At 67.5% G+C, this 13,987-nt stretch carries 8 protein-coding genes; 5 read left to right on the top strand and 3 right to left on the bottom strand.

Annotated elements, in window-relative coordinates:
- Positions 1-2 precede the first annotated feature (2 nt).
- Entirely contained in the window at positions 3-1,277 is a 1,275-nt protein-coding gene (locus J3476_RS08260; protein WP_286182770.1) for a serine hydrolase, read from the bottom strand.
- Positions 1,278-1,481: 204 nt separating this feature from the next.
- Positions 1,482-2,525, bottom strand: coding sequence for a sorbosone dehydrogenase family protein (locus J3476_RS08255; protein ID WP_207066004.1), 1,044 nt, complete (start codon positions 2,523-2,525; stop codon positions 1,482-1,484).
- A 115-nt stretch (positions 2,526-2,640) separates the two neighbouring features.
- Here J3476_RS08255 and J3476_RS08250 point away from each other — a divergent pair, with 115 nt between their 5' ends.
- The 3 genes from J3476_RS08250 (at position 2,641) to J3476_RS08240 (ending at position 6,796) form a co-directional block, all read left to right on the top strand.
- Positions 2,641-3,519, top strand: a complete 879-nt coding sequence (locus J3476_RS08250; protein WP_286182751.1) for an endonuclease/exonuclease/phosphatase family protein — start codon at positions 2,641-2,643, stop codon at positions 3,517-3,519.
- A gap of 159 nt (positions 3,520-3,678) precedes the next feature.
- A complete protein-coding gene (locus J3476_RS08245; protein ID WP_207066002.1) occupies positions 3,679-6,438 on the top strand; it encodes a LuxR family transcriptional regulator in 2,760 nt (919 codons plus the stop codon).
- Between the two features lie 61 nt (positions 6,439-6,499).
- Positions 6,500-6,796, top strand: coding sequence for a hypothetical protein (locus tag J3476_RS08240; protein WP_207066001.1), 297 nt, complete (start codon positions 6,500-6,502; stop codon positions 6,794-6,796).
- Positions 6,797-7,077: 281 nt separating this feature from the next.
- Here the strand turns inward: J3476_RS08240 and J3476_RS08235 are convergent, their stop codons facing one another.
- Entirely contained in the window at positions 7,078-7,257 is a 180-nt protein-coding gene (locus J3476_RS08235; protein WP_207066000.1) for a hypothetical protein, read from the bottom strand.
- 414 nt (positions 7,258-7,671) lie between these two features.
- Between J3476_RS08235 and J3476_RS08230 the strand changes: the two genes are divergently transcribed.
- Together J3476_RS08230 and J3476_RS08225 are read left to right on the top strand one after the other, a co-directional pair.
- Positions 7,672-10,518: a hypothetical protein gene (locus J3476_RS08230; RefSeq protein WP_207065999.1), complete on the top strand. Its 2,847-nt coding sequence runs from the start codon at positions 7,672-7,674 to the stop codon at positions 10,516-10,518.
- A gap of 110 nt (positions 10,519-10,628) precedes the next feature.
- On the top strand, positions 10,629-13,961 hold the full coding sequence (locus tag J3476_RS08225; RefSeq protein ID WP_207065998.1) for a hypothetical protein: 3,333 nt from the start codon (positions 10,629-10,631) through the stop codon (positions 13,959-13,961).
- Positions 13,962-13,987: the final 26 nt, after the last annotated feature.

Here is a 13,987-nt window from a genome sequence, read left to right as displayed (position 1 = left end):
CCCTAGCTCCCGTACAGGTGCAGCGCGCGGGCCGCAGCGGTGGCCACATCACCGCTCAACGTCACGATCGGGGGGCCGCCGCGCTGGTGGATGACGTTCGACAAGACCACCGCGTAGGTGTCCGACCCGGGATCCAGCCACAGCGACGTCCCGGTGAAACCGGTGTGGCCGAAACTGCCGACCGGGAAGATGGCGCCGCGCGGCGCTGAATGGGGGCTGTCGATGTCCCAGCCGAGGCCGCGCTGATCCGATACGTCGCCCGGCTGCTGTGGCGTCGTCATCAGGGTCACGGTGTCCTGCTGCAACGGGAAGGTGCTGGGCCGCCCGGCACGTCGATCGAGCAGTGCCTGCGCGTAGAGGCCGATGTCGTGCACGGTGGAGAACACCCCGGCACTGCCGGTCACGCCACCCATCCGGCGTGCGGTCGGGTCGTGGACGGTGCCGCGCAGCTGATGGCCGTAGTCGGGGTTCAGGCCGGGGGTATCTTCGTCGATGGCGGTGGGGGCGATCCGGGCCAGCAGGTCGGTGTTCCAGGTGCCCGCGGCGCAGTCGTCTTCCGGGCGCGAGCTCGGGTCGTAGGCGAGGGCGGTACCCCGGATTCGGTACGGGCCACAGGCTTTCGCCGCGGGCAGGTAGTGGGTGTCCCGCATGCCCAGCGGGGTGAAGACGTTCCGTTGCACATAGGTGTCGATCGGCTCGCCGGTGAGCTTCTCGACGATCGCGCCGAGCAGGATGAAGTTGATGTCGGAGTAGTGGAAGCGCTCGCCCGGCTCGAAGACCACCCACGCGCCGAGCGCACGGTGCAGTCCTTCTGCTTTGTCGGCGCTGGACAGTCCCCATGGACCGTCCAGGCTCAGGTCGCCGGCGATGCCGGAGGTGTGCGTCAGCAGCATCCGCAGCGTGACCCGGGCGCGCCGCGGGTCGTCGTCCGGGTTGAACCCGGGCAGGTACGCCTGCACCGGGTCGTCGAGCTGTAACCGGCCCTGTTCGTACATCTGCATGACGGCGGGCGCGGTCGCGATGCTTTTCGTCAGCGAAGCCAGGTCGAAGATGGTGTCTTCGGTCATCGGTTCGGCGGGCGCGGGTGATCCGTCCAGTCCTGGTTCGCCGGCGACTTTGCGCTCACCGAATGCCTGGCGGAACACGATCTGCCCGCCGTGCCCGATCTGGACGACCGCCCCGGGCAGGCGATGCGCCGCGATCGCCTCGCTCACGAGTTGGGCGATCGGTGCGAACTCGGGTGCGGGAGCCACCGACGGCGTTGTGGTGGCCGGCATATCGGGCCGGGGAGCGACGGCTTCGGGCGCGGCGGTGGTCGACGTCGTGCTGGTGGCCGCAGGCGGTGCCGGGCGTCCGCAGGACGCGACCGCGGCGAGCGTCAGCAGAACCGCGCCCACGCCGCAGACGCGGGCAACGCGCGACCTCGACACGGTTCGACGGTAGCCCCCGCAGCGCCGTGCGGTCAGGATCGACCGCCAGCCCTACGGCCGGAACGCCAGGATGCGGTCGTCACCCAGGCGGGGGTCACCGCGGCCGTCCCGATTGGACGTGGTGAACCACAGCGCACCATCGGGGGCGACCACCACGGTGCGCAGCCGCCCGAACTCGCCGACGAACAGTGGCGCCGGATCACCGACGCTGCCGTCGGCTCGGACCGGGATCCGGTACAGGCGTTCCCCGCGCAGGGTCGCCATCCACAGCGACCCGTTGTGGAACGCCAGTCCGGACGGCGACGCCTCGTCGGGACGCCACTGCAGCACCGGGTCGATCAGGCCCTCCCGGTTCGCCCGGCCCTCGACCGTCGGCCAGCCGTAGTTGCCGCCTGGCTGGATCAGGTTGAGCTCGTCCCAGGTGTTGGCACCGTACTCGCTGACCCACAGCCGGCCGGCGCCGTCCCACGCCAGCCCTTGGACGTTGCGGTGCCCGAGCGAGAACACCGGTGATGCGGGGTCGGGGTTGTCGGCGGGGACCGAGCCGTCGGGATTGATGCGCAGGATCTTGCCGCCCAGGGACGCCGGATCCTGTGCCAGCTGCGGGCTGCCGGTCTCTCCGGTGGCGATGTAGAGCTTGCCGTCGGGCCCGAACGCGATGCGGCCGCCGTCGTGGATGGTCCCGGCCGGGATACCGGTGAACAGCGGCGTCTGTGGACTCAGCGCGGTGCCGTCGAACTGCATCGTGACCACCCGGTTGTCGGCGGCGGTGGTGATGTAGGCGTAGACGGTCGACCCCGCGGTCGCCAACCCCAGTAGCCCGCCCTCGCCACGCGAGACCACGTCGGCGACCTGGCCGACCGGAGCGACGGCCCCGGGTTCGGCCATGCGCTGGATCGTGGCGCTGTCGCGTTCGGCGATCAGCGCGCTGCCGTCGGGCAGGAACGCGATACCCCATGGGACGTCGAGATCGGTGGTGACGTCGCTGGCCGCGCCGGCGGACGGCTGGGCCGGTGAGGGCGGCTCGTCGGCGCAGGCCGCGAGAAGACCCACGGTGGTCAGGACGGTCGCGGCGCGGCGCAGTGGGGTGAACATGGCCTCGGGGTACCCAGGTGCTGCGAAAGGGAGTCTGAAATCATCGCGGGATGACCGCGAGCGACCCGACCGCGAGCGCCGCCGCTCTGCTGTTCGCGACCGCGATGTCGCCGCAGTGATCCCTGCGGTGTTCGGTCGGCGCCGGCTGACCGTGCGGAGGTTCGACGCTCATTGCGACGCCTGGGTCGACGCGCCGTCGGACGGCGCCCCGTCGGACGGCGCCGCGGTCGAGGTGCACGAACTGAGCGTGTCGACGTTCAACGTGTGGAACAAGGCCTTCTTCGCCGAGCAGCGCTACCAGGCTCTGGCCGGTCTGCTGCAGTGCGACCGGCCCGACGTGATGGTGTTCCAGGAGGTCACCGCCGCTGCGCAGACCCTGTTGCTGGAGCAGCCGTGGGTGCGTGAGGGATACCGATGCGTCGGAGTCGTCGGCGGCAGGATCGGCGGCTACGGAATGTTGGTGCTGTCACGGCTGCCGATCGCTGCGGCGACATTCAGTCGGTTGCCCAGCCGGCGGAGGCGCAGTTTCGTGCAGGCCGACCTCGCGGTCAACGGCCGCACACTGCGGATCTGTTCGGTGCATCTGGAAAGTGGTCAGGACGGCGCCTGGCTGCGGGCCTGGCAGCTGCGACGGGTGTTCCGCGCGGTGTCGGCCGACCAGGCGGTGATTCTCGGCGACTTCAACATGCGCGACGGTGAGGAGCGATGGATCGCACCGGCGTACCGGGACGTCTGGCCGACGCTGCATCCGCAGGAACCCGGCTTCACCGAGAACTCGTCGACGAACCCGATGCTGCGGGACAGCAAGAAAAAGCCCCGGCAGCTGCGATTCGACCGGGTGCTCATCAAGGGTGCGGATTGGGTGCCGACCGACATCGCGATGCTCGGTACCGAGCCGATCTCACCGGAGCTGCCGCGCGTCTTTCCCTCAGACCATTTCGGCCTGCGGTGCCGCTTGCGCACCGTCGATCCGGGGAGCGTCACAGAGAGGTAAGACTCCTGGTGCGGCGGCGCCGGTGACTGTCGAGTCTGCTCGTCACCTGCGGCTCAGCGTTGCCCGGCGCCTGCGGCAGCCGTTCTGGGGTGTCGTTTGAGCGGCCACAATTTTGACGCACCCGTGGACAGCTGGGAGCAAGCTTGAAAGTATCTGTGAATGCTGGTTACCGCGGGAAGAGCCGCGGAGGCGCGCAGCGTTGGCAAATTTCTCGACCGCGCCCGCGCGCAGCCGTCGGCGCTGTTCGTCGATGGCGAAGCCGGAATCGGCAAGACCACGCTGTGGCTCGCGGCGATACAGCAGGCCGAACAGAACGGCTTCGTCGTCCTGTCGGTCCAGGGTGCCCCGACCGAGTCGGTGCTGGCTTATGGCGGGCTGGCCGATCTCGTCGAGGGGATCGATGCCGAGATCTGGGCACGGCTGCCCGAGCCGCAACGGGTGGCGATGCGGGCTGTGGTGGATTACCGCGAAGCTGCCGGAGGCGACGACGCCCGAGCGGTGTCGGCCGGCTTTCTCACACTGGTGCACACCCTTGCCGAGCGGTCGCCGGTGCTGATCGCTGTCGACGACATCCCCTGGATCGACCGGTCGACCCGCGACGTTCTCGCATTCGCCGCGCGACGGCTCGACGGTCCTGTGGGGTTGCTCGTCACCGAACGACCGCGGGCTGACACCGCGTCGGCCAGTTCGTGGTTGCGCATGCTGCGCCCGGAGTCGTCGCAGACCCTGACGATGGGCCCGTTGAGCCTGGGCAAGCTGCACTCGGTACTGTCCAGCCGTCTCGGGCAGTCGTTCGCCCGTCCGACGATGTCGCGTATCGCGGCCATCTCGGGTGGAAACCCCTTCTATGCGCTGGAATTGGGGCGCGCGCTGCTCAGAAATCCGCGCGCGATGGATGTCGCGCTGCCGGGCACGCTGGCTGAACTGGTTTCGGCGCGGATCGGCAGCCTGCCGCAGGAGGTGCTGACGTCTCTGTTGGCGGTGGCGTGCGCGGGGGCGCCGTCGATCATGACAGTGGCACAAGCCATTGACCGGGATGCCGCTGAGACTGTCGACCTGCTGAGCCGCGCCGAGGATGAGGGGATCGTCCGATTCGACGGGCACCGCGTCCGTTTCAGTCATCCGCTGCTGGTTCAGGGCGTGTATGCCGGTGCGCCGCCGAGTGCCCGCCGGACGATGCACCGTCGGCTCGCCGACGTGGTCGACGAACCCGAGCTCAAAGCTCGTCATCTCGCTCTGGGTGCCGCGACCGCGGAACCGGCCACGCTGGAGATGCTCGACGAGGCGGCCCGCTCGGCGAGTGCGCGCGGCGCACCGGCCGCCGCCGCCGAACTCCTCGACATCGCCATTCGCCACGATCCCGACGGCGCGCCGCAGCGCCGGATTCGGGCCGCGCGCTACCACCTTGCCGCCGGGGACGCGCGCGCCGCGCGAGAACTGTTGGAGCCCACCGTCGAGGCGCTGCCGGAAGGGCCGCTGCGCGCAAAAGCATTGGCGCAGTGGGCCGCAGTGCACCTGTTCGACGACAATTTCCTGGAAGCGGCCGCGCTGCTGCAGCGGGCGCTCGGCGAGGCCGGCGACAACCCTGCACGGCGCGCCCAGATCTCCACCGCGTTGGCTTTCGCGCTGTTCAACGGCGGTCATATCGAGGCCGCCGTCGCGTGCGTCGAACAGGCCGAGTCGTTTGCCGAGGCGGCCGGATTCCCGCTGCTCGCCTGTCAGGCGCTCACGATCAAGGTGCACCTGCATTTCATGCGCGGGGATGGTCTCGACGAGGACGCGTTGCAGCGGGCGATGAGACTCGAAGGTGAGTCCGGCCATGTGCCGGCACCGTTTCGGCCCAGTTTGCATCACGCCTGCCTGTTGTCGTGGACCGGTCGGATCGAGGAGGGCCGCGACGAGCTGCTCGCCATCAGGAAACGCTGCATCGAGCGGGGTGAAGAATCCGATCTGCTGCCGGTGACGTTCAACAGCTTCCTGGCCGAGCTGTGGCTTGGGCACATCGACGCGGCGCAGGCCGTGGCTGCCGACGCGATGGAGCGGGCCGAGCAACTCGGCGGCGAGCTCGCGCCTGGTATCGCGCACACCATGCAGGCGGCGTTGGCGGCGTTCGCCGGCCAGGAGCAGTCGGCACGTCAGGCCGCCAAGCAAGCGCTGTCGGCAAGTCGGCGAAGCGGCGCAATCACTCTGCTGGTCTGGCCGATCAGCATTCTCGGATTTCTCGAGTTGTCGCTGCGCAACCATGACGCCGCAGCGGCAATCTACGATCCCGCGTTGGCGGTGCTCGACACCATGCCGAATTCCACCGAGATCATCACCGCGCCCTTTGTCGCCGATGCGGCCGAGGTGCTCATCGAAGTGGGCCGGGTGGAGCAGGCCGATGCGTTGGTCGATCGTCTTCATCACAACGGAAAACGGTTGGGACGGCATTGGCTGCTGGCCGTCAGTGCCCGCTGCCGGGGCATGCTGCATGCCGCCCGTGGTGAACTCGCCGCAGCCACCGAATGCGCAGAGGAAGCTCTCGAAACCCATGACCGGTTGCCGATGCCGTTCGAACGCGCTCGGACGGAGTTGTTGCTGGGCAAGCTGCAACGCCGCAGGCGGCACCGGGAAGCAGCCACCGAGGCGTTACGCAGCAGCCTGGCGGTGTTCGACGACTACGGTTCGCCGCTGTGGGCCGAGCGTGCCCGCACCGAACTGGCGCGGCTGGACAACGCTTCCGGCGCTACGGCAACCCTGACCGCGACGGAGCAGCGCGTCGCCGAGTTGGCCGCGGCTGGTCACACCAACCGCGATATCGCCGCCACCCTGTTCATCAGCCCGAAGACGGTGGAGGCGAACCTGGCGCGCACCTATCGCAAGCTCGGTATCCGCTCACGGAGCCAGCTCGCCCGCCATGTGCACCCCACCGACGTATAGGAGGGGTTGCAAGGGAAACGCCTGATTCGTCTGTCCCGGAGTTCGGGCTAGTTTCCCGGCTATGACGTCGGCCGTGCCCCAGCGCTTCCTCGCGGAGTGGTATGTGCCGGAGTGCGCGGAGGCCGACGTCAGCGACATCGTGCAACGCATGCGCGCGGCGACCGGAGGCCGCGGCCGACGTGGTGCGGTGCGTCTGGTCGCGACCTTGGCGGTGCCCGCCGATGAAGTGGTGTTCGGGCTCTTCGACGCGCCGTCCGCAGACTCTGTCACCGACGCCTGTGAGCGGGCCGGACTGCCGCCGATGCGGATCAACGCCGCGTTGGACGGCGGTCTGAGCGGATCGAGGGTGCCGGGGTAGGGATTTCCCTGATTCGGTGGGGCGGGTGTGCCCATAGCGTCGGTGCGTCCACAAGTGCGCTGGGTGAGGGGTCGGTACTGATGGAGTCGGCGAAGTACGTGTCGCGGGTTGGTGCGTTGGCGGTGGCGCTGGGTTTGGGGTTGGCGGTGTCCAACAGCCCGGCGCTGGCGGATTCGTCCGACGGTGGGGGTGCCTCGGACTCGTCGAAGTCGGAGTCCTCGAAATCGGAATCGTCGAAGTCAGCGTCGGAGACCTCGGAGAAGGGCGACGCTGGTTCGGGTTCAGGTCGCGCGGGTGCTGAATCCGGTGAAATCGATCGCGACGACGAGAACTCCGACGAGGACGACACCGCCGCAGAGGCGGCCGACGAGCTGGCCGCTGAGGTGGCAGAGGATCTGGCCAGCGAGGTGGCGGAGGATCTGGCCAGCGAGGTGGCGGAGGACGACAACGATGACGCCCACGGTGCTGACGACGAGTTTGATGCCGCAGTCGAGGAGTCGGTGGAGCTCATCGAGGACGATCCTGCCGAGGAGCTCGCTGCAGACGGTGACCGCATTGCGGAGTCGGAACCCGCAGACGAGGTGACGGTGCAGCGGCCGAAGCCTGTTGCCGATTCGCCGGCCACCGTGGAGCCTGAGCCGGTCGTTGAGGCGCCGCAGGCTGATGCGCCGGCGCGCGGGTTGCAGGTGCAGCCGGGCACGTTCGTCGAGGTGGCCTCGAGCGCATTGAGTGCGGCGATGGCCCCGTTGGCGGCTCCGTCCGCCCCGGCGGCTCCGGCGCCGTCACCGGCGTTGCTGGGCATTCTGGGGTGGATACGTCGGGAGATCGAGGCGACGTATGCGAACTACAGCATTTCGATCAACGGGGTGCAGTTGGTGCAGAACGGCACCGCGGTCGCGGTGTCCGATGGGTTCGGCTCCATCGCGATCGCCTATGGGGAGAACGCGACGGCCACGGCGCAGGGCTGGTTCTCCCGGGCGGTGGCACGCGGTGACGACTCCACCGCCGAGGCGATTGACGGCAATTTCAACCGCGCACGGGTGTACGGCGATGACAACGCCGCGACAGCCTCGGGCGGCTGGTTCAACCGAGCGACGGTCCGCGGTAACGGGAACACGGCAGTGGCCGAGGGCTTTTCCACAAGATCCACGATCGTCGGCGATTCGGGCGTGGCCTCCACAACCGGTCGGTACACCGTCGCAGCCATCGACGGAGACAGCAATGCGGCCACCGCAGCCGGGGTGGGGGCGTCGGTCCGGATTCTCGGTGATGGCAGTGTCGCCGACTCGACGGGTGGTGCGCAGGCACTGGTCATCGGTGACTCGAACTCCGCTACCGCACAGGGGGAGTTCTTCACCTGCGCGGTCATCATCGGCGACACCAACTCGGCCACGGCTGAGGGCAAATTCAATCGTGCGCTCATCATCGGCGATCTGAATCTTGTGGGTGCTGCGTTCGGTGACAACAATCGCGTCCTCGCGGTCGGTGACGGAAACAGCGCGCTCGCTCGAGATGGTGACCACAACACGGTTGTGGTGCGTGGCAACAACAACGGCTCCACGGAGACGCCGCCATCCTTGGACGGGGTGGTGTTCGCCGGAAACGGCGACCGCAATACGGTCAGGGTTCGTGGGAACAACAGCGAGGCGAAGGCCGACGGTGACCGCAACTACGTCCGGGTCGACGGCATCGGCAGTGTCGGCTTCGCATCCGCCAATGCGAAAGTGGTCATCATCGGTGACGACAACCTCGCCGGGGCCGAGGAGCGCAGCGTTTCCTACATCCGAGGCGACAACAGTGTGGCCAGCGCGGTGAATAACGCGACGGCCGTCATCATCGGTTCAGACAACGCCGCGGAAGCCAGCAGCCGTGGCCTCGCCGCTATCGTTGGCATGAACGACTCCGCCACCGCCAGTGACGCGGGTGGAGCGACCATCGTGCTCGGTGACAACAATTCGGGATCAACGGCGTTCGGCGACAACCTGGTGTTGCTCGTCGGCGACCAAAACACCGCTACCGCCATCGCGGGGGGCGACCGAAACGCAGTGCTGGTCTTCGGTGATGGCAACGGTGTGCTGGTCGATTCCGGTGATCACAACAAGGTCGTCATTACGGGATCGGGCAACGCCGCGAGGGCGGGCGACGGCGACCACAACACCGTGGTCATCCGCGGCGACGACAACGGGGAAATTTTCTTCGGTCCGGCCGCTCCGCCCAACGAGTTCGTCACCGCCGGAACCGGTGACCACAACACGGTGCGAATCATTGGTGACGGCAACATCGCCGAAGCTACCGACGGGCGCAGCGTGGCGTATATCCGCGGCGACGTCAGCAGTGCCTACGCCACGGGCGAGGGCTCGAGCACTGCAAGAATCGTCGGTGTGGCGAACAGCGCCACAGCGTTTGCGGGCGCGGGGTCGCGGAGCCGAGCCGTCATCATCGGCTCCGACAATTTCGCCAACACCGTGGGTAACGACAGCTCGACCGCGATCGCGCGCATTGTGGGTTCCGGCAGTAACAGCCTGTCGTTCGGTCAGGGTGGCGCCAATGCAACCAGCCTCGTCGTCGGCACGGATAGTTCCACCGTCGCTTCCGCATTCGGCGAGGGCGGCTTCGACCAGGGCGCCACGGTCATGCTGATCGGCGACGATAACGCGAGTACCGCTTCGGCCGTCGACTCCCGCGCCACAGTCCTGGTGCGGGGAAGCGGCAACAAAGGCACCGCGGAATCGACAGACGGTGGTCATGCCTTCACGAAGGTTGTAGGCGATGACAATACCGGTGAGACGGATGTGGTCGACGGCCTCGCCGCCGTGATCGTTGACGGCGATGAGAACGAGGCGACCGCTGCCGGCGACAGCGATGGCTACGCCACGGTGCGGCTGACGGGTCGGCGCAACGACGGGACTGCCGCGGCCACGGGTGGGCGCGCCAAGGTTTTTCTGGTCGGGTACGACAACGAGGCCACGGCCCTGGCCGACGACAGCCGCGCCAGCGTGTGGGCGGTCACCGGTTCCAGCTTGATGACGGCGTTGGCGACGGGGGATTCGCAGGCCAGCACCACGCACGTGGGCTATGACAGTACGCTGACGGCGTCCGCCGAGGACGGGTCGGTGTCGCGAGTGTCGATCTACGGGGTAGACAGCACCGCAGTCGCCAGCGCTATCGACGAAGCCGACGCAACATCGCGGATCACCGGGTTCAGTAGCGTCGCCGCCAGCTCCGCCAATGCCGGTGGCATCGCGGTGTCGGAAATCGTCGGCAGGGATAGCGCCGCGTCCACCGAGGGATTCGAGGGGACGTATGCCCGCGCCGCAGCGTTTGGTGACTCGAATGCGGTCGACGGAACAAGCGGCCGAGCAGTGGTTCTTGGTGACAACAACGTCGCCAGCGCGGACGCCGGTGGTGACGTCCGTGTGATCGGGGACAACAACGAAGCGACCTCGGGGTTCGAAGGCGATAACCGCGTCGTGGTGATCGGCGATGGCAACGTGGCCAGCGCGGCGCTCGGCAGCGCCAACCTCGTCTGGATTCTCGGCGACAACAACGACGTCCTGGCCGTCGACGGCAGCGGCAACACCGCTGTCGCCCTGGGCGGGTCGAACATCGTCGCCACTGGGCCCGGGGATGACAACACCGCGGTCGCGGTTGGCTATGACTTGACCGCAGAGGCCGGGCCTGGCGACGGGTTGACGGTGGTGAAGCTGTTCGTCGACGAGTGAGTCGACGGGTCGAGGGTGCTGGGGTAGGGATTTCCCTGATTCGGTTGGGTCGGGTTCGTGCTTAACGTCATGTTGTCTGCTGGTGTGTGTTGGGTGAGGGGTCGGAACTGATGGAGTCGGCGAAGTACGTATCGCGGGTTGGTGCGCTGGCGGTGGCGTTGGGGCTGGGGTTGGCGGTGTCCAACAGTCCGGCATTGGCGGATTCGTCCGATGGTGGTGGGTCGTCGGAGTCGGGGTCTTCGAACACGGAATCGGAGTCGTCAGAAAAGGACGGCGCTGGCGGGGAGTCGGGCTCTCCCAGTAGCGCAGCGGATTCGGATGCCGGCGGGGATTCCGACGACGACGGTGAGGCCGAGGCGGAGAGCGAGGCAGAGGCCGACGCCGCTGCTGAGGAGTTGGCCGCTGAGGTCGAGGGCGATGACGGTGACGCCGAGGTGGGCGACGACGAGTTTGATGCCGACGAGCAGTCCGTCGAGGTTGTTGAGAAAGAGCTCGATGAGGACTCTGGCGGTGCTGAGGTTGAGGTGGGAGAGTCCGCGGCCGAGGTGACGGATCCGGATCCGGAGCCGGTCGCCGAGGCAGAGTCTGAGCCGGTCGTTGAGGTGATGCAGGCTGATGGGCCGGCGCGTGGGTTGCAGGTGCAGCCGGGCACGTTCGTCGAGGTGGCGTCGAGTGCGTTGGGTGCGGCGATGGCCCCGTTGGCGGCGCCGTCGGCCCCGGCGGCTCCGGCGCCGTCGCCGGCGTTGTTGGGGATTTTGGGGTGGGTGCGTCGGGAGATCGAGGCGGCGTATGCGAATTACAGCATTTCGATCAATGGTGTGCAGTTGGTGCAGAACGGCACCGCGGTGGCGGTGTCGGATGGGTTCGGTTCGATCGCGATCGCCTATGGGGAGAATGCGACGGCCACGGCGCAGGGCTGGTTTTCGCGGGCGGTGGTGCGTGGTGATGACTCCACCGCCGAGGCCATCGACGGTAACTTCAACCGCGCGCGTGTTTACGGCGATGACAACGCCGCGACCGCCAGCGGCACATTCAGCAGGGCCATCATCCGCGGCGACGGCAACACCGCAGTCTCCAGTGGCCGCGCGGTCACCGCGAAAATCATCGCCGATAGCAGCGTGGCCTCCGCCGACGGACGCCGCAGCACCGCCTACATCAACGGCAACGCCAGCGCCGCCTCCGCTAGCGGCACGGCTGCCAGGGCAATCATCATCGGCGATAGCAATGCCGCCGATGCCAGCACCTTAGACGGCGAGATCTTCGCTACCGCCCTGATCATCGGCGACACCAATTCGGCAACGGCCGTGGGTAGCTTCAACAGGTCGGTCGTGATCGGCACCCTCAGCAATGCGACCACGGGCTCAGGCAGTTTCAACCGGGGCATCGCCATCGGCGCGGGTAATCTCGTGCGCGCCTTCAACGGCGACCACAACACCGCTTCGGCGGTGGGTGATGACAATGGCGCGACTGCGCGCGACGGTGACTACAACACCGCACGGGTCCGCGGCACCAACAACACCACAGGCGCCAGCGGACACGCCAGCATGGCCACGATCATTGGTGCCGACAGTGTGGCATTGGCCGACGGCCGCCACAGCGCCGCGTTCATCGATGGCACGGGCAGTGCCGCGACAGCCAATGGTGTTGTTGCCAAGGCGATGATCTTCGGCGACTCCAGCGCCGCCGAAGCTACCGCTCTCGAAGGCGATGCCTTCGCCACGGTCCTGCTCGTCGGCGACTCGAGCCTCGTTACCGCCGCCGGTGAATTCACCAGCGCGAAACTGTTCGGAAGCTTCAACACGGTGAACAGCATCGGCGACTTCAACCGAGCGTTGGTAGGCGGCGACAGCAACATCGCCGAGGCCACCGATAGGCACAGCACGGTATACATCCGCGGTGACGACAACACGGTGACGGCCGGTGGCGAGAGCTCCAGTGCCGCAGTGATCGTCGGCGACGACAACACCGTAGAGGTCGCCGCGGAAGAAGCCCGCGCGGTGATCAGGGTGTACGGCAACCAGAACGAGGCGACCGCAGCCGCCGACGGTGACGGATACGCCAGGCTGCTGTTGATCGGCGACCTTAACGAGGGGGTTGCCGCGGCGGCGGGCGGGCGCGCCAAGGTGGTGATCATCGGTGCCGGTAACGATGGGCTAGCCAGCTCCCAAGACAGCCGAGCAACGACAAGCGTTGTCGGCGATGATAATTCGGTCACATCGCTGGCGGATAACGACTCTCGGGCCACCGCCACGCTGTGGGGTGATTCCAGCACCACGACCGTCGACGCCAGCGACGACGCGATGTCCCGTGCGATGCTGTCCGGAGACAACAGCACGCTCGTCGTGAGCGCCGATCTCGGTGCACACGCAGTGGGACGAGTCGTCGGTGACTCGAACATCGGCGCAGTTGACGCAATAAACGACGCGCTGGGGATTGTGGAAGTGGTTGGTGGCAACAGTTCGGCCTCCACGGAGGCCTACGGGGGAAGCTTTAGTCGTGCATCGATGCACGGCACGTCGAGCGCGGTGTCTGCCACCAACGGCGACGCGGTGGCGGTCGGCAGGGACAACGTTGCGACGGCTGATGAAGGTGCTGTCTTGCGCGTCTTCGGGAACGACAACAGTGCCAGTGGCTACGGCGCGGACAACCTTGTCGTGGTGATCGGCGACGGCAATGTGGCTGGGACGGGATTGGGTTTCACCGGCAACCGCATCTATGTGCAGGGCGACGGCAACACCGCCCAGACCGGCGACGGGGATCACAACACCGTGCGGGTCTACGGTGACAACAACCTGGGTACCGCCCGCGGTGGCGACCACAACACCGCTCTCGTCAGCGGTCGGCAATCCAACGCCGAAGCCGGCTGCTCCTTCGCCACCACCGACGGTTGCGACGGCAACACCGCGACCGTTCGGGGCAGCCAGAGTTCGGCGATCAGCGGTGGCAGCGTGGGCCTCGGCGTAGGGGGCGACAACAACACTGCCACAGTCCGCGGGGACGGCAGCAGCGCCACTGCCGCCAACGGCGATGACAACTACGCCGGCGTCCGTGGGGACGGTTCCGACGCCGGAACCGGAGATGACGTGGGTAGCAATAACACGATGCTCACTCGCGGTGACAACTCCTCGACGCGACGGCTCGGTCCGGGAGACGACAATTTGGCCTACGTTTCCGGTGCCGAAAGCGCCGCGCAGGTTCTCGGCAGCAGCAACATCGCCGTGGCGATCGGGACGTTCAGCAAGGCCGAGTCCGGGTTCGATTTCGAGGACCCCCTGAACAGTCCTGCCAGCCAGTACAATCTGGCCATCGTGGTGGGCGGGCAGAGCGTGGCGTCAGCCGGTCCCGGTGATGGCAACACCGCGATCGCCGTGGGGTACAACCTGGATGCTGCGACCGGACCCGGGGACGGTTTGACAGTGGTGAAGCTGTTCGTCGACGAGTGACGCCGCCGCCGGCGACTTCCGAGGTT

Source organism: Mycobacterium sp. PO1, assembly GCF_017312405.1.
Classification (GTDB): domain Bacteria; phylum Actinomycetota; class Actinomycetes; order Mycobacteriales; family Mycobacteriaceae; genus Mycobacterium.
This window is presented reverse-complemented; position numbering and strand designations above follow the sequence as displayed.